Raw genomic sequence first — 15,552 nt, 5'->3', positions numbered from 1 at the left:
ATTTCGACCTCGGCGTTGATGGCTGGCCTGCCGGTGACACTGATCGAAGTTACGCAAGAAGCACTGGATCGCGGGGTGGCGACAATCACCGGCAATCTCGATGGTGCGGTGAAACGTGGCAAGATGAGCGCTGCCAAACGCGATACGGCCTTGGTCAACCTGTCAGCCTCAATGAGTATGGACGCGCTGGCCGAGGTAGATCTGGTGATCGAAGCGGTGTTCGAGAGCATGGACGTTAAGAAGGAGATATTCTCCGCGCTGGATGCGATCTGCAAAGAGGGCGCGGTGCTGGCCTCCAACACCAGCTATCTCGACGTGAATGAAATTGCGGCGATGACCAAGCGGCCGCAGGATGTGTTGGGGCTGCACTTCTTCTCTCCGGCGCACATTATGAAGCTGTTGGAAGTGGTTGTGGGTGAGAAGACCGCGCCAGAAGTTGTGGCGACGGGTTTTGCGCTGGCCAAGAATATGCGCAAGATTGGCGTGCGGGCCGGTGTGTGTGACGGGTTTATTGGCAACCGCATTCTTGGGCACTACCTGAAAACCGCGAGCTATCTGGTGCTGGATGGGGCGCATCCGGATCAGGTCGATAAGGCGCTTGAAGGCTTTGGCTTTGCAATGGGGCCGCACCGTGTGGGTGATCTGGCGGGGCTCGACATCGGGTACATGACACGCAAACGGTTGGCAGCGACCCGTCCTGCAGAAGAACGGTATGGTGGCGCGATTGCGGATCGGCTGAGTGAGAACGGCTGGAACGGGCGCAAGACCAGCAAGGGGTACTATGCCTATGAAGGTCGTGACACGCTGAAAAACCCGGACCTGGACGCCATTATTGACGAGGAGCGCGCCAAGGCGGGTATCACGCCGCGCGCGTTCAGCGATGAGGAGATTGTGGAGCGCTACATGACCGCAATGATTTCTGAAGCCACCCGAGTGGTCGAGGATGGCATTGCGCTGCGTCCGGTGGATGTTGATGTGGTGTTTCTGTCTGGCTACGGCTTCCCACGGTTCCGTGGTGGACCGCTGCATTATGCGGACACCATAGGTGCGGCAGCGCTGGTGAAGCGCATTGAGGCCTATGCCCAAGAGGACGCGCATTACTGGCAAGTGCCTGAGTTGTTGCGCAAAATGTCTGAAGATGGCTCCACGTTTGCGGATCTGAATAAGGGGAAGTGATGCCATGGACCTGAGTTATTCCAAAGAAGACCTCGCGTTTCGCGATGAGGTGCGGGCGTTTCTGGCCGAGCACCTGCCGGAAGAGATTTCCAGCGCTGTGCGGGCCGGGGGGGAGCTGACCAAAGCGATGATGGAGGACTGGCATGCCATTCTGAACTCGCGCGGTTGGTTGGCGACGATCTGGCCGAAGGAGTTTGGCGGGCCGAGGTGGAGCCCGGTGCAGAAGCATATCTTTGAGGAAGAATGCTGTCGGGCTTACGCGCCGCGCATTGTGCCGTTTGGTCTGAATATGTTGGGGCCAGTGCTGATCAAATTTGGCTCCAAAGAACAGCAGGAGCATTACCTGCCGCGTATTCTGGATGGGACCGATTGGTGGTGCCAGGGCTACTCTGAACCCGGCGCAGGGTCGGATTTGGCCTCGCTTAAAACCAAGGCCGAGCGTGATGGTGACGAGTGGGTCATCAACGGGCAGAAGACCTGGACCACATTGGGGCAGCACGCTGATTGGATTTTCTGCCTGTGCCGGACCGATCCCGATGTGAAACAGCAGGCGGGCATCAGCTTTATCCTTGTGGATATGGCGACGCCGGGCATTGAGGTGCGGCCGATCAAACTGATCGAAGGCGGGCACGAGGTGAACGAGGTGTTTTTCACCGATGTGCGGGTGCCAATTGGCAATCTGGTTGGGGAGGAAAACAAAGGCTGGACCATAGCCAAGTTCCTGCTGACCCATGAGCGGACCGGTATTGCCGGTGTTGGCTTTTCCATGCAGGCGTTGGAAGAGGTGAAGGCGATTGCCCGCAGAACAATGCGGGGCGGCAAGCCATTGATTGAAAACCCGCTGTTTGCAGCGCGGATTGCGCAGGCGGAGATTGACCTTGAGGCGATGAAGATCACCAATCTGCGGATGTTGTTCAAAGCGCAGGAACAGGGCGCGCCGGGGCCGGAAACCTCGCTGTTGAAAATCAAAGGCACGGTGATCAATCAGGAACTCAAAGACCTTGCACGACGCGCATTGGGCCCAGCGGCGGCGCCATTCCCAGGGCATGTCTCCGAGGGCAACCTGATGTTTGGTCCGGCCGATACCGAGCACAACGCGGCGCGGTATTTCAACAACCGCAAAACCTCGATCTTTGGTGGGTCCAACGAGATTCAGCGCAATATCGTAACCAAAACCATGCTGGAGCTTTGATCGATGGATTTTAATCTGACCGAAGATCGCCAGATGTTGGCGGACACGTTGGCCCGGTTTCTGGGTGAGAAATACCCGGTCGAGCACCGGATCAAGGTGGCTTATGACGCGCCGTATCATGATCCCGCGCTGTGGGATCAGTTGGTGGAGTTGGGGGCGCTGTATGCGTTGGCGCCGGAAGAGGCGGGCGGCATGGGCGGCAGCGGATTTGATATTTCCGTTGTGTTTGAGGCGTTTGGAAAGGCGTTGTGCCCGGAGCCTGTTTTGGGGGCGCTGATGGCGTCTCGATTGCTGGCGGCGGCTGATGCGGATCAGGAGGCGCTGCTGACCGGGGCAACGAGATATGCCGTGGGCATCACCGAGGTCGACGCGCCGTATGAATTGGACCAGATCGCCACCGTGGCCTCGGCCAAGGGGGACGGCTTCACCCTGTCGGGGCGCAAGTCCACGGTCTATGGTGGACAGGTGGCGGATGTGGTGCTGGTTGCGGCCAAACATGGCGACGGGCTGGGTGTCTTTGCGGTCAATGCGAGCGACGCCAATGTCACCGGCTATGGCATGATGGATGGCGGCGGCGCGGCGGAAGTGCTGCTGGACGACACGCCCGCGACGTTGGTTTTGGCGGACGCCGCCGCTGCGCTCCAAGATGCTGTAAACGCAGGCATTGTTGCGCTTTGCGCCGAGGCGGTGGGCGCGATGGAAGTGACCCATGCCACCACCGTGGACTACCTCAAGCAACGCAAGCAATTTGGCATTCCGATTGGCAAGTTTCAGGTGTTGCAGCACCGAGCGGTGGACATGTTGACCGAGATTGAGCAGGCGCGGTCGATCACCATCAAGGCGGCGGCGGAGCTTGGGGGCGATGATGCCAGCCGCTATGCGTCAATGGCCAAGAACATGATTGGTCGCGCAGCGCGTCTGGTGGCGGAAGAGAGCATCCAGATGCACGGCGGGATCGCCATGACTTGGGAATATGCGGTGAGCCACTACGCCAAACGGTTGATCATGCTCGATGCGCAGTTAGGCGACACGGATTATCATCTGAGCCAAGTGATGAAGGGCTATGCCGCGTAGGCTGTGGCCTGAAGACTGAGAAATCGCCCCGAAATTTCGGGGCGTTTTCTGTTTTAGGCTGCGGCGCGACGTCGTTTGCCAGCTGTGAGTTTGCGGCCGTCGCGTATGTTGAGGCCCAGCAAGGTCAGGTTTAAGGCGCCAGCGATCAGCTCAAAAACTTGCACCACGTAAAAACTAGTATCGAAGCTGCCTGCCTGCGCCTTGGTTGCCAGAAACAGCGCTGCGGGGATCAGGATCAAGATTCCGTTGGCAGCCACGATTGGCATGCGTTTGGATTTTGCGCCCAACACACCGCCGCTGCGGCCTTTTGCCAGTTTTGCGCCAGTCACACCTGCAACCGCCATCGCGGGGATCAGGATAAAAAAGCCGTAGGGAATCGCGGTTTTTACGGCTGAAATCGCGGCGTGATCCAGAAAGACTTCGGAAAACAGCGTGGAAATCCAGAAGGTTGCGATGGTTCCGGTGGCCAGGGCGGCAGCGGCTTTGTGAACTGTGGATAGCATGGGAATCTCCATTTACATAGCTTGCTATATTATATTGTATAGTGTGCTATGTAATGCAAGGGTGTTGGTATGGATTTTCGAACTGAGACCTCGTTGGGCTATGTGGTGAACCATTTTGCGCGGCTAATGGCGCGCGACTTGGAAGCACGGATTAAGCCGCACGGAATCGCGCTGGGTGCGTTTCCGGCCTTGTTACATTTGTGGGAAAAAGATGGGCTCACCCAAAAGGAGCTGGTCGCCAAGCTGGGCATTGAGCAGCCGACTCTGGCGGCGACTTTGACACGTATGGAGCGGGACGGGCTGGTCACACGTCAACGCGACGCAGGGGACGGTCGCGTGCAGCGGATACGGTTGACCGATAAAGCCCGTGTATTGCGTGAGATGGCCTATGCAGAAGCGACGGCTGTGAATGCGCGGGCGGTGTCTGATCTAACGGGCGCGGAGCAACAGCAGCTTTTGGAACTGATGCGGCGTGTGATCTCCACGATGGAGACCACACCAGAGAGTGGTTAGCCCAAGACCCCAGGCCAGTTGGCGAGACCTTTTTTGATGTTGCCGGGAATGTCCTGACGCCAAAGCTCCTGTGCGCGCAGGTTGGCGTTGAGATAGAGCACGTCCTCGTGGATGGTCCAGGCCTCGGGGATGGTCGGCGCAAGGTAACCTTTGGAGGCGGCGTAGGCACAGTATCCGCCAAAACGGGGCGCGTAAGTCTCTGGGTTGGCTTGGAACTTCGCCGCGTTTTGGGCGGAGGCAAAGCGCCAAGTTGCGCCGTTCCAGTCGACGAGGTTTGCGGCGGACCCCTCGACCGGTTTTTGCTCGGTGAAATAGGCCACCGGGTCGTAGCCATTGATCGCGATGGGGTTTTGAAACACTTCCGGTTCGCGGGCCAATGCGACCTGCGGTGTGAGGGCGTAAGCCAAAGGAGTTGCAGCAAAAAGGCCAAGGGCGGCGCGGCGTGTGAGCATTGTCTGTCCTCCGGTGTTGGAGGCAATATAGCGGTGCGTTTTGCGCTTTGGACCCCAGGTCACCAAGAGGTGAACTCTGTGTCAGAAGGAGAAGGGCGACCCAAAAATAGCCGCCTTTTGTGTATTTGGTGCAGGAGGTTACAGGACTTCGAACAGGCCTGCTGCGCCCATGCCGCCGCCGACACACATGGTGCAGACCACGTATTTGGCACCGCGGCGTTTGCCCTCGATCAGGGCGTTGCCAACCATACGCGCACCGGACATGCCGTAGGGGTGGCCGATGGAAATGGCGCCGCCATTGACGTTTAAGATCTCGTTGGGGATGCCCAACACACGGGCGGAGTGCAGCACCTGACAGGCAAAAGCTTCGTTGAGCTCCCAAAGGCCGATGTCGTCCATTTTCAGGCCGTGGGCTTTGAGGAGCTTGGGCACCGCGTGGATCGGGCCGATGCCCATTTCGTCTGGTTCAAGGCCGGCCGCCATCACGCCAACGTAGCGGCCCAGCGGCTCAAGGCCTTGTTTTTCCGCCATTTTGGCTTCCATGATCACCGAGGCTGAAGCGCCGTCAGACAATTGAGAGGCGTTGCCAGCGGTGATGTGTTGGCCTTGTTTCACCTGCTGGCCGTCTTTGAATACGGGGTTTAAGCCTTGCAGGTTTTCCAACGTGGTGGAAGGGCGGTTGCCCTCATCTTTTGCAAGCGTAACTTCTTGAAAGGACACTTCTTTGGTCTCTTTGTTCATCACACCTTTGGTGGAGGTCAGCGGCACAATTTCATCGTCAAACTTGCCCGCAGCCTGAGCGGCGGCAGTGCGGTGTTGGGATTGCAGCGCATAGGCGTCCTGATCCTCGCGGGTCACGCCGTAGCGCGCGGCAACAATCTCTGCGGTTTCTAACATGGTCATGTAGAGCGCAGGCTTGTGCGCCTTGATCCAGGGATCAACACGGCGGTCCATGCGCATTTTTTCGTTTTGTACCAAGGAGACAGACTCAACGCCGCCGCCTATGGCCACGTCCATGCCGTCATGCACAACCTGCTTGGCAGCTGTGGCGATGGCCATCAAGCCAGAGGCGCATTGGCGGTCGAGAGACATGCCTGCGACGGTTACAGGCAAGCCCGCGCGGATCACGGCCTGACGGGCGATGTTGCCGCCGGTGGCGCCTTGCTGAAGCGCAGCGCCGACAATGCAATCCTCAACCTCATGGCCTTCTAGACCTGCGCGAGAGACAGCATGGGAGACGGCGTGGCCGATCAATTCCTGCGCTTGGGTGTTGTTGAAAGCGCCGCGGTAGGCCTTGCCAATGGGCGTGCGGGCGGTGGAGACAATGAGGGCGTCGCGCATGTCTAAGAGTCCTGATTTTTCACGTCGGTTTTGCGTCTGTATCGCGTCTGTTTTGCGGAGGTGCGAATTGCGCGGCTCAGCTGGCCTGCGCGTAGGTTTCGACACCCTGTTCAAAACGCAGATTCTTCCACTGCGCGACCAGTGCGGGCTTGTCTTCACCTTTGATTTCGACAGTCACATTCCACTGCATTTCGATCACACCGGGTTGCGGCTCGGAGTATTTTGCCAGCGTGAAGCGGCCGCGAATTTCCGCCCCAGCTTTCACCGGGGCAACAAAGCGCACACGGTCAAACCCGTAGTTGATTCCGGTGCTTTCGGCTTCGGTGCGTGGCACCGCGTTGGCGATCATCTGGCTGAGCAGGGAGAGCGTCAGAAAGCCGGGCGCAACGGTGCCGCCATATGGCGTGTCTTTGGCCGCATCTGGATCTGTGTGAATGGCCTGAGCTTCGCCGGTGGCCTTGGCAAAGGCGTCGATCATGGCTTGGTCAATTTTGACCCATTTGGAGAGGCCAAATTCGCACCCCACGCCGTCTTCGAGTTTGAGGATTCTAGAAATCATGCCTCTGGCCTCCCAACCTATGTCCGCGCGTCAGCGCATTCCGCCATGCGGAAAGGGTTTCCGCTCTTGCCCTAAGAGACGGGATTCGGCGCCATCTGTCAATATGCGGAAATTAATTCCGCATAGCGGAATTGATGATAAGGCGAGCAAATTGTGCCCTCGGGAGGAGGGGGACACAGGTTAGGTGAACAGGTGGTTAGGTGCGTTTGCGCCTGCCGCGCATGACATGCACAAGGAACAATGCGCCTGCAGGCCAGAGGACCCAAAAGAAGCCGCTCCAAGAAAACAGGTTGATCATAACCAAGGCCGCTACAACGATGGCACCGCGCACAAAAGGGAGGCTCCTGCGTTCAGTGACCCACAGCGGGGCCGCTTGCAAAAGCCAAACTGTCAGCAAGACGAGGCCCGGCCAATGTGCCCAAAATCCGCGATCGGAGATGATGTCGACCAAACACAGGCCGGCGAAGATCAGGCCAAATTGTTTGGCCCGCCGGCTGAGACGGTCCTGAAGATCGTCATCCGTTGGTGCGGGCGGAACGGTCTCGGACCGCTTTTTGTTGAGCACCTCGTCAAACTCATCCTCCGGCCAGTCGCTGGCTTTGGGCTTGGCAGTGGGCTGCGCTTGGCTTTCGTGTGACTTGTCGCGGTTTGGCCGCTCAGGCTCCGGGACGTGCATTTTTGGTTCGGCCTGCGCCAAGTTGGCGACGCAATACACCTGCACACCTTCGGAGAAGTTCTTGGGGTGGCGCTCCCCAATGTAGTCAAAGCCCACAGAGAGTTTGCTGCGCACTTGATCGTAGACCTGTTGGGACAGCAAAATTCCGCCCGGTTCCGCCATACTTTGAAGTCGGGCGGCCAGGTTGACGCCCTCGCCAAGCAGATCTTCGCCATCCACCATCACATCCCCCAAGTGAATGCCAATGCGGAAGTTGAGCGCAGTTTCGGGATCGTGTTGCAGGTCGCCCAGCTCGCGTTGCACCTCAATTGCGCATTGCACAGCCTCAACCACAGACGGAAATTCCGCGATCAGACCATCGCCAGCAGTATTCGCGACCCGGCCGTGATGGCGGGAGATGAATTTTTTGAATACGGCGCGCGCTGCTTTGAGAGACCGGAGGCCTCCCTCCTCATTCAATTCCATCACACGGCTGTAGCCAGCGGCGTCTGCTGCAAGAATGGTTGTCAGCTTCCGTTGAATGTCGGAGGGCATATCAAAACTCTCATGTTAAAACGATTAACTTCAGTGCCACACATATGGGGCGAAGTGGGAATGGATCAAGTCCTATATACACAGGTTTGCCCAGGATTTTCTGTGTAAGACGTCACAGAGTGTTCTTGAGGCGGGGCGTACGACCTTGGTGCGCTTGCGGCGGTTCGCGCATGTGCCTAGGTTGGCGCGCAAAGCGGACAGGAGGAGAGCTGCCATGCATATGAGTGATCAACGCGAAATTGCGGCCCCGGTGGCTGAGGTCTGGGCGGCATTGCTGAGCGCGGACAGCCTGTTGCAGTGCGTGCCTGGCGCCAAAGAGGTCACAGGCAACGCCGAAGATGGCTTTGAAGCCACCGTGGTGCAGAAAGTTGGCCCGGTAAAGGCAACGTTCAAAGGCAAAGTGGTGTTGTCCAATTTGGTGGACGGCGAGAGCCTGACACTGACCGGAGAAGGCAAGGGCGGCGCGGCAGGTTTTGCCAAAGGTGCGGCGGATGTATCGTTGGCTGCAAGCGAGGCTGGCACGTTGTTGAGCTATGAAGTGGACGCCAAGGTGGGCGGCAAGCTTGCGCAACTGGGCAGCCGGCTGATTGACGGGTTTGCAAAGAAGATGGCGGATCAGTTTTTCACCAACTTACAGACCTCGTTGGAAGGGCCTGCTGAAGTGGTGGAAGACGCTGCGGAAGAGGGGGCAGGCGACGTTGAAGAAGGTGCGCCCAAGAAGAGCCTTTTGAAGCGTATGACGGGCGGTTGACCTAAGCGCTGTCTCTGAAATTTTCTAACAGAATGCGCCACTGGGCTTGTAGAGCGGTGCGGTGGTGCACATATCCCTCTGAAAATTTGCGCACTTGGCGCGGACTTGCCACCTGTTAGGGTGGCGCGCTCAAGATGTGCAGCCCGGAAGAGGGAGCCGGCAGTGATTGTAGACATAAAAGATTTGCGCAAAACCTACAAAGGTGGGTTTGAAGCGCTCAAAGGCGTGACATTGGGCATCAAAGAAGGCGAGATACTCGCGCTTCTGGGACCCAACGGCGCGGGAAAAACCACACTGATTTCCACGATCTGCGGGATCACCAATCCAAGTTCCGGATCGGTGACTGTGGGTGGTCATGACGTGGTGAAAGATTACCGCCCGGCGCGCTCGATGATTGGGCTTGTGCCGCAGGAGATCAACCTGGAGCCGTTCAATAAGGTGATCGACGTGGTCAGCTATTCGCGTGGATTGTTTGGCAAAAAAGCCAACCCAGCGAAGATTGAAGAGATTCTAAAACAGCTGTCTTTGTGGGACAAAAAAGACGCGCGGGTGATGGAGCTGTCCGGCGGCATGAAGCGACGTGTGCTGATTGCCAAGGCACTGAGCCACGAGCCCCGTGTGTTGTTCCTGGATGAACCAACGGCAGGCGTGGACGTGGAGCTGCGCAAGGACATGTGGGATGTGGTGGCTGAGCTCAAAGAGCAGGGCGTGACCATCATCCTGACCACCCACTACATCGAGGAAGCTGAGGCCATTGCCGACCGTGTTGGCGTGATCAACGGTGGTGAGTTGCTGTTGGTCGAAGAGAAAGCCGCGTTGATGCAGCGGTTGGGGCAGAAGACCTTGCAGGTGGACCTTCAGACACCGGTGGAAACCGTACCGGAGAGTCTTGCGAGCTATGACCTCGAGGTTGCAGAAGACGGCCACGCGCTGCGCTATCACTACGACACAAGCGGTGAGAGCACCGGCATCACCCGGCTTTTGGGAGATATCAGCGCGGCCGGGTTGCAGCTGAAAGATTTGCAGACAGATCAGTCGAGCCTTGAAGACATCTTTGTTGGTCTGGTGAAGGAGGGCGCGGCATGAATTTCACAGCAGTTTGGGCGATTTACTACTCGGAAATGGTGCGGTTTTTCCGAACCATTGCACAGAGTTTCATTTCTCCGGTGATCTCCACATCGCTGTATTTTGTGGTGTTTGGTGCCGCAATTGGTAGCCGGATCGACCAGGTGGAAGGCGTGAGCTACGGTGCGTTTATTGTGCCCGGTTTGATCATGCTATCGGTGATGACGCAGGCGTTGTCTAATGCCTCGTTTGGCATTTACTTCCCCAAGTTCATTGGCACGGTCTATGAGCTGCTCAGTGCGCCGATCAGCTTCTTTGAGATTGTGCTGGGGTTTGTTGGGGCGGCGGCCACCAAGGCGCTGTTCATTGGCGTGGTGATCCTTGTGACTGCCTCGCTGTTTGTGGATGTGCCGGTGACGCACCCCTGGGCCATGGTGCTGTTTTTGGTGCTGACCTGCGTCAGCTTTTCGCTGTTTGGCTTCATCATTGGAGTCTGGGCAGGCAACTTTGAGCAGTTGCAGCTGATCCCTCTGTTGGTGGTGACGCCGCTGGTGTTTCTTGGTGGGTCATTTTATTCGATCTCCATGTTGCCGCCGATTTGGCAGAAGATCACCCTGTTCAACCCGGTGGTGTATCTGATTTCCGGCTTCCGCTGGTCGTTCTTTGGCACCGCAGATGTGCCGGTGGGGCTTAGCCTGTTGGCGATCTTTGGGTTCACGTCGCTGTGCATGGTGATTATCTGGTGGATCTTCAAGACCGGCTGGCGCATCCGGGCATAAAGACAACGTGTGACGCGGGGTGACTCGCGTCACCCCAAGCTTTTTGATCACAAAAAACTCTTTCCTGAGGTGCTTGCCTTGTGAAACGCCCATGCGCATTCTAAATGCCATGGGATGAAACGCTTAAACCCTTTCGCAAAAAAAGCGCCCACGGTGGCAGTTGTACGCCTGCAAGGCATGATTGCTGCCGGCGGCCGTGGGCAATTAAACGACGCCAGCCTCGCGCCTTTGCTTGAGAAAGCCTTTGCCAAAGGCAAGCCTGCTGCGGTGGCGTTGGAAATCAACTCTCCCGGTGGCAGCCCGGTGCAAAGCGCGCTGATTGGCAGCCGTATTCGGCGATTGGCCGAAGAAAAAGACATTCCGGTGATTGCGTTTGTTGAGGATGTGGCCGCGTCTGGCGGCTATTGGCTCGCGGCAGCAGCGGATGAGATATTCGCCGACGAAAGTTCGGTTGTGGGCTCGATTGGCGTGATTTCGGCTGGATTTGGCGCCAATGTCTTCCTGTCCCGTCAGGGATTTGAGCGCCGGGTGTATACCGCTGGCAAAAGCAAATCGATGCTGGACCCGTTTAAGCCGGAACAGGCCGAAGACGTGGCGCGACTGAAGCGGATGTTGGAGCAAATTCACCAAAATTTCATCGCCCATGTGCAATCTCGGCGGGACGGTAAACTTGCCGACAATGACGACTTGTTCACCGGTGAAATCTGGATTGGATCGCAGGCGAAAGAGGTTGGCCTGATTGATGAGGTTGGCCATTTGGTGCCGGTGCTGAAGGCACGCTTTGGGGACAAGGTGAAGCTGCGCCGCTATGGCATCAAACGCTCGATGTGGCAGCGTTTTGGCGCGTCACTTGCCCAAGATGCGGTATCTGGTATCGAGGAACGCGCGCAGTTTGCGCGGTTTGGACTCTGAGGTGCTGGTAAAGATTGTCACTCTGTTTTTGGTTGGCATGGCGGTGCTTGCGATGTTTGGCAAACTCCGGTTTCCCGGACAAAAGCAGCTGCAATCCAAGAAATGCTCCAACTGCGGGCGCTTTAAAATTGGCAAGGGCCCGTGCCCCTGTCGGAAGGACATGGGGTAGAGAATGGAATGGTGGCTGGTATCGCTGGGGTTGGTGATCCTGCTTCTGGCTGGGGACGCGCTGGTACGTGGCGCTGTGAACCTGTCGTTGCGGATTGGGATCCCGGCTTTGATCGTCTCCCTGACGATTGTGGCCTTTGGTACTTCTGCGCCTGAACTTCTGATTTCGCTGCAAGCGGCGCTTAAAAACGCGCCGGGCATTGCGATTGGTAATGTCGTTGGCTCCAACATCGCCAACATCCTGCTTGTCTTGGGTATTCCGGCCATTTTAGCGCCGATCCACACCAGCCACTGCAACTCCAAACGCAATTTCATCATGATGATTGCGGCCACTTTACTGTTCATCGCGTTGGCGGCGGACGGGTTCTTCCGCATGGGCAATGGATTGGTTCTGTTGGGTGCGCTGGCTGTGGTGCTGACCAGCGCTTTCTATCAGGCGCGGTGCCACAAAAAGGCGGAAGCCGCCATGGTGATGGACGAGGAAGAGGTTGAGGGTGCGGACCCGGATATGCCGTGGTGGCGCATCATTGTCTTCCTTCTCTTGGGGCTGATCGGCCTGCCGTTGGGCGCAGACCTGATGGTGGACAACGCCGAGATCATTGCGCGGCGCTATGGCGTGAGTGACACGGTGATTGGCTTGACCCTGATTGCGTTGGGCACGTCGCTGCCTGAGCTGGCAACCACTGTGATGGCGGCCCTGCGCCGTCAGGCAGACGTGGCGCTGGGCAATGTGATTGGCTCCAACATGTTCAACCTGTTGGCCATTATCGGCATCACATCAATTGTGCATCCGATCCGCGTCGACCCGGACTTCTTCGATTTTGATTTCTGGGTGATGCTTGGCGCGTCGTTGCTGCTGATCCCGTTTGTTTTCCTGAAACGGGACATCACACGCATTTGGGGTGTTGTTCTCACCGCGCTCTATCTAACCTACATACTGATTACCCTGACCTGACTTAAGCGGAGGCTGACATGGCGCGGGCATTGGTGACTGGCGCCGGACAGCGGCTTGGGCAAGTGATGGCGGTTGCACTCGCGGAACGTGGCTTTGACGTGGCGGTGCACTGTGCGACCTCTGAGGAGGGCGCAGAGGAGACCGTGTCAGCAATTGGGGGCTATGGGCAAAAAGGCGTCGTTGTGCAGGCAGACCTGCTGGACGAGGTGCAGACCAAAGCTTTGTTTGCTCAGAGTGTTGTGGCGTTGGGTGGGCCGATCACCTGCTTGATCAACAATGCGTCGATCTTTGAGGATGACAGCTTGCAGACTTCAACCAGAGAGGGTTGGGATCGGCATATGGAGAGCAATCTGCGTGCCCCTTATGTTTTGACGCAGTTGATGGCGCAGCAGGGGCTTAAGGCGTCTTTGGACGCGGCTGGCGAGCCGGTGGCGGCTGGTCTTGTGGTGAACATGCTGGATCAGCGTATTCGCAACCTAACGCCGGAGTTCTCAACCTACACCTTGGCGAAGATGGGCCTCTGGGCGCTGACCCAAACGGCGGCACAGGGATTGGCCCCAGATATCCGGGTGAATGGCATCGCACCGGGGCCGACGCTTCAGGGGGCGCATCAGAGCGTTGCGGACTTTGCCAGTGAGCGTCATGGGACAGTGCTGAAGCGGGGCGTTGGACCGCAGGATATTGTCGCTGCCTTGAGGTATCTTCTGGATGCAAACGTCGTGACAGGGCAGGCAATTTGTGTGGATGGTGGGCAGCATTTAGGCTGGTGAGGCCTGGGGCAGCGACTTGTATATCGGGGGCTTGCTAAGTCAGGGAACGGCCAAATTGGGGGCAAAACAGATATGTCAGAGATAAGTTTTGCACCGGTCACGGTTCCGTTACATAAATTTTACATTTTCTTAATGATTTCAACGATTTGACGCATAGTCAAAAAAGTTTCCTTTAAAAACAAATGGTTACATTTGTGCCTATTTTTTAGGCAATGCGCCAAAAGCAGCCAAAAACAAGGGAAATCCGCGGAAGCCGGAAAGATATCTCCAGACTTATCCACAACTTCGGTGGATTTGTTTACCCTTGCGTCGGGACCGTCAAGATTGCAGCTAGAGCAAAAGAATCATATTTGAGTACACATGACTTCTGACAGCCCTATTGTTCCGGATGGCCCGACGGGACACAAATGTATACATAGCTACTTGAAAACGTTGGACGGTTCGCCCGGCGTGTACCGCATGCTTGATGCTCAGGCGCGGATTCTCTACGTCGGCAAGGCACGCAATTTGCGGGCACGGGTGTCGAACTATGCGCGGCCATCGGGGCATTCCGGGCGGATCGCACGGATGATCTCCGAAACATCGTCGATGATGTTTCTCACCACCAAGACGGAAACTGAGGCGCTGCTGCTTGAGCAGAACCTGATCAAACAGCTGAAGCCGAAGTACAACGTGCTGCTGCGGGACGACAAAAGTTTCCCCAATATTCTGGTCAGCCGCGCGCATGGGTTTCCGCAGATTAAGAAGCACCGTGGCGCGAAGAAAGAAAAAGGCAACTACTACGGGCCGTTTGCCAATGCGGGGGCGGTCACCCGTACGTTGAGCCAGCTGCAAAAGGTGTTTTTGCTGCGCAATTGTTCGGATGCACAGTTTGAGAGCCGGACGCGGCCATGTTTGCTGTTTCAGATCAAACGTTGCTCGGGGCCTTGTGTCGGGCGCATTTCGGAAAGCGACTACGCAGAAAGTGTGAGGGACGCGGAGCGGTTCTTGTCGGGGCGCTCAACGCAGATTCAGGAGACCTTGGCCAAGCAGATGCAGGCGGCATCCGAGGCGATGGAGTTTGAGAAAGCCGCGACATTGCGCGATCGCATTCGGGCGCTGACTTCGGTGCAGCAAACGCAGGGCATCAACCCGCGTGGCGTGGCGGAGGCGGATGTGATTGCGCTGCATCTGGAGAAGGGTCAGGCCTGTGTGCAGGTGTTCTTCATCCGAGCCAATCAGAACTGGGGCAACCGGGATTTCTATCCGCGCGTGGGTGTGGATGTGGAGGCAGCTGAGGTGCTGGAGGCTTTCATTGGGCAGTTCTATGACAGCAAGGAGCCGCCACGGCAATTGATCCTGTCTCATGCCATTGAAAACGCCGAGTTGATGTCGGAGGCGCTGGGGTCCAAGGCGGGGCGCAAGGTTGAGATCACCGTGCCCCAGCGCGGCGAGAAGGCAGAGCTTGTGGAAGGTGCGGCGCGGAATGCGCGGGAAAGCCTGGCCCGTAAAATGAGTGAGACCGCCACGCAGGCCAAGCTGCTGCAAGGGGTGGCGGAGGTGTTTGATCTTGACGGGCCGCCGCAGCGCATTGAGGTCTACGACAACAGCCACATTCAAGGCACCAATGCGGTGGGCGGCATGATTGTCGCCGGGCCGGAAGGGTTCATGAAAAACAGCTATCGCAAGTTCAACATCAAGGGGGATGACATCACGCCGGGGGATGACTTTGGCATGATGAAAGAGGTGTTGAACCGGCGGTTTAAGCGGTTGCTGAAGGAAGATCCGGATCGGGATAAAGGCATGTGGCCGGACCTTTTGTTGATCGATGGGGGCGCAGGGCAGGTGAGTGCGGTGCGTGAGATCATGGAGGAGTATGGCGTCGAGGATGTGCCGATGGTGGGGGTGGCCAAAGGCGTGGACCGCGACCACGGCAAAGAAGAATTCCACCGGGTGGGCAAACGCGTGATGGCGCTGCGGCGCAATGATCCGGTGCTGTATTTTGTGCAACGGCTGCGCGATGAGGCGCATAGGTTTGCGATTGGCACGCACCGTGCAAAACGCGCCAAAGCCGTGGGTGCAACACCTTTGGATGACGTGCCAGGCGTGGGCGCGACGCGTAAGCGGGCTTTGTTGGCACATTTTGGCAGCGC

The 15,552-nt window shown here is 57.4% G+C and carries 16 protein-coding genes; 11 read left to right on the top strand and 5 right to left on the bottom strand.

Going from position 1 to position 15,552, the window contains the following annotated elements:
- From QZ517_RS16560 to QZ517_RS16550, 3 genes are all read left to right on the top strand, one after another.
- The coding region (locus QZ517_RS16560) for a 3-hydroxyacyl-CoA dehydrogenase (protein WP_294228861.1) at positions 1–1,176 on the top strand (1,176 nt) is incomplete at its 5' end.
- A gap of 4 nt (positions 1,177–1,180) precedes the next feature.
- Complete coding sequence (locus QZ517_RS16555) at positions 1,181–2,368, top strand: acyl-CoA dehydrogenase family protein (protein WP_294228858.1); 1,188 nt, start codon at positions 1,181–1,183, stop codon at positions 2,366–2,368.
- Positions 2,369–2,371: 3 nt separating this feature from the next.
- Positions 2,372–3,442: an acyl-CoA dehydrogenase family protein gene (locus tag QZ517_RS16550; RefSeq protein WP_294228855.1), complete on the top strand. Its 1,071-nt coding sequence runs from the start codon at positions 2,372–2,374 to the stop codon at positions 3,440–3,442.
- Between the two features lie 53 nt (positions 3,443–3,495).
- On the opposite strand, the gene QZ517_RS16545 is transcribed toward QZ517_RS16550, so the two are convergent.
- Positions 3,496–3,945: a hypothetical protein gene (locus QZ517_RS16545; protein WP_294228850.1), complete on the bottom strand. Its 450-nt coding sequence runs from the start codon at positions 3,943–3,945 to the stop codon at positions 3,496–3,498.
- A gap of 69 nt (positions 3,946–4,014) precedes the next feature.
- Here QZ517_RS16545 and QZ517_RS16540 point away from each other — a divergent pair, with 69 nt between their 5' ends.
- Positions 4,015–4,458, top strand: a complete 444-nt coding sequence (locus QZ517_RS16540) for a MarR family transcriptional regulator (RefSeq protein ID WP_294228847.1) — start codon at positions 4,015–4,017, stop codon at positions 4,456–4,458.
- On the opposite strand, the gene QZ517_RS16535 is transcribed toward QZ517_RS16540, so the two are convergent.
- The 4 genes from QZ517_RS16535 to QZ517_RS16520 all read right to left on the bottom strand — a co-directional run bounded on the left by QZ517_RS16535 (position 4,455) and on the right by QZ517_RS16520 (position 8,020).
- Positions 4,455–4,910 carry a YHS domain-containing (seleno)protein gene (locus QZ517_RS16535; protein WP_294228841.1) on the bottom strand — a complete coding sequence of 152 codons (456 nt, stop codon included), beginning with the start codon at positions 4,908–4,910 and terminating at the stop codon, positions 4,455–4,457. The two genes, QZ517_RS16540 and QZ517_RS16535, sit on opposite strands and share 4 nt — an antisense overlap.
- A 138-nt stretch (positions 4,911–5,048) precedes the next feature.
- Positions 5,049–6,251 carry an acetyl-CoA C-acyltransferase gene (locus QZ517_RS16530; RefSeq protein ID WP_294228837.1) on the bottom strand — a complete coding sequence of 401 codons (1,203 nt, stop codon included), beginning with the start codon at positions 6,249–6,251 and terminating at the stop codon, positions 5,049–5,051.
- A gap of 76 nt (positions 6,252–6,327) precedes the next feature.
- Complete coding sequence (locus tag QZ517_RS16525; protein ID WP_294228834.1) at positions 6,328–6,810, bottom strand: MaoC family dehydratase; 483 nt, start codon at positions 6,808–6,810, stop codon at positions 6,328–6,330.
- A gap of 196 nt (positions 6,811–7,006) precedes the next feature.
- The gene (locus QZ517_RS16520; RefSeq protein ID WP_294228832.1) at positions 7,007–8,020 is read right to left on the bottom strand and encodes an adenylate/guanylate cyclase domain-containing protein; all 1,014 of its coding nucleotides are present in this window, start codon (positions 8,018–8,020) and stop codon (positions 7,007–7,009) included.
- A 214-nt stretch (positions 8,021–8,234) separates the two neighbouring features.
- Here QZ517_RS16520 and QZ517_RS16515 point away from each other — a divergent pair, with 214 nt between their 5' ends.
- From QZ517_RS16515 to uvrC, 7 genes are all read left to right on the top strand, one after another.
- Complete coding sequence (locus QZ517_RS16515; protein ID WP_294228828.1) at positions 8,235–8,771, top strand: CoxG family protein; 537 nt, start codon at positions 8,235–8,237, stop codon at positions 8,769–8,771.
- A gap of 162 nt (positions 8,772–8,933) precedes the next feature.
- Positions 8,934–9,857, top strand: coding sequence for an ABC transporter ATP-binding protein (locus QZ517_RS16510; protein ID WP_294228826.1), 924 nt, complete (start codon positions 8,934–8,936; stop codon positions 9,855–9,857).
- Positions 9,854–10,615, top strand: coding sequence for an ABC transporter permease (locus tag QZ517_RS16505; RefSeq protein ID WP_294228820.1), 762 nt, complete (start codon positions 9,854–9,856; stop codon positions 10,613–10,615). Before QZ517_RS16510 ends, QZ517_RS16505 begins: the two co-directional genes overlap by 4 nt.
- A 114-nt stretch (positions 10,616–10,729) precedes the next feature.
- Positions 10,730–11,527 carry a S49 family peptidase gene (locus QZ517_RS16500; RefSeq protein ID WP_294228817.1) on the top strand — a complete coding sequence of 266 codons (798 nt, stop codon included), beginning with the start codon at positions 10,730–10,732 and terminating at the stop codon, positions 11,525–11,527.
- Between the two features lie 172 nt (positions 11,528–11,699).
- Positions 11,700–12,650, top strand: coding sequence for a calcium/sodium antiporter (locus tag QZ517_RS16495; RefSeq protein ID WP_294228814.1), 951 nt, complete (start codon positions 11,700–11,702; stop codon positions 12,648–12,650).
- 17 nt (positions 12,651–12,667) lie between these two features.
- A complete protein-coding gene (locus tag QZ517_RS16490; protein WP_294228809.1) occupies positions 12,668–13,420 on the top strand; it encodes an SDR family oxidoreductase in 753 nt (250 codons plus the stop codon).
- 360 nt (positions 13,421–13,780) lie between these two features.
- The coding region (uvrC, locus tag QZ517_RS16485; protein WP_294228806.1) for an excinuclease ABC subunit UvrC at positions 13,781–15,552 on the top strand (1,772 nt) is incomplete at its 3' end.

The sequence above is a fragment of the uncultured Shimia sp. genome (assembly GCF_913054185.1).
GTDB lineage: Bacteria > Pseudomonadota > Alphaproteobacteria > Rhodobacterales > Rhodobacteraceae > Shimia.
Note: the sequence above shows the minus strand (reverse complement) of the source record. Positions and strands in the feature narration are given on the sequence as shown.

Coding starts and splice junctions, on each gene's coding strand:
- QZ517_RS16520 (WP_294228832.1), bottom strand. CDS start 8,020: ATGCCCTCCGACATTCAACGGAAGCTGACAACCATTCTTGCAGCAGAC.
- QZ517_RS16505 (WP_294228820.1), top strand. CDS start 9,854: ATGAATTTCACAGCAGTTTGGGCGATTTACTACTCGGAAATGGTGCGG.
- QZ517_RS16490 (WP_294228809.1), top strand. CDS start 12,668: ATGGCGCGGGCATTGGTGACTGGCGCCGGACAGCGGCTTGGGCAAGTG.
- QZ517_RS16515 (WP_294228828.1), top strand. CDS start 8,235: ATGCATATGAGTGATCAACGCGAAATTGCGGCCCCGGTGGCTGAGGTC.
- QZ517_RS16535 (WP_294228841.1), bottom strand. CDS start 4,910: ATGCTCACACGCCGCGCCGCCCTTGGCCTTTTTGCTGCAACTCCTTTG.
- QZ517_RS16555 (WP_294228858.1), top strand. CDS start 1,181: ATGGACCTGAGTTATTCCAAAGAAGACCTCGCGTTTCGCGATGAGGTG.
- QZ517_RS16525 (WP_294228834.1), bottom strand. CDS start 6,810: ATGATTTCTAGAATCCTCAAACTCGAAGACGGCGTGGGGTGCGAATTT.
- QZ517_RS16495 (WP_294228814.1), top strand. CDS start 11,700: ATGGAATGGTGGCTGGTATCGCTGGGGTTGGTGATCCTGCTTCTGGCT.
- QZ517_RS16540 (WP_294228847.1), top strand. CDS start 4,015: ATGGATTTTCGAACTGAGACCTCGTTGGGCTATGTGGTGAACCATTTT.
- QZ517_RS16545 (WP_294228850.1), bottom strand. CDS start 3,945: ATGCTATCCACAGTTCACAAAGCCGCTGCCGCCCTGGCCACCGGAACC.
- QZ517_RS16530 (WP_294228837.1), bottom strand. CDS start 6,251: ATGCGCGACGCCCTCATTGTCTCCACCGCCCGCACGCCCATTGGCAAG.
- QZ517_RS16500 (WP_294228817.1), top strand. CDS start 10,730: ATGAAACGCTTAAACCCTTTCGCAAAAAAAGCGCCCACGGTGGCAGTT.
- QZ517_RS16550 (WP_294228855.1), top strand. CDS start 2,372: ATGGATTTTAATCTGACCGAAGATCGCCAGATGTTGGCGGACACGTTG.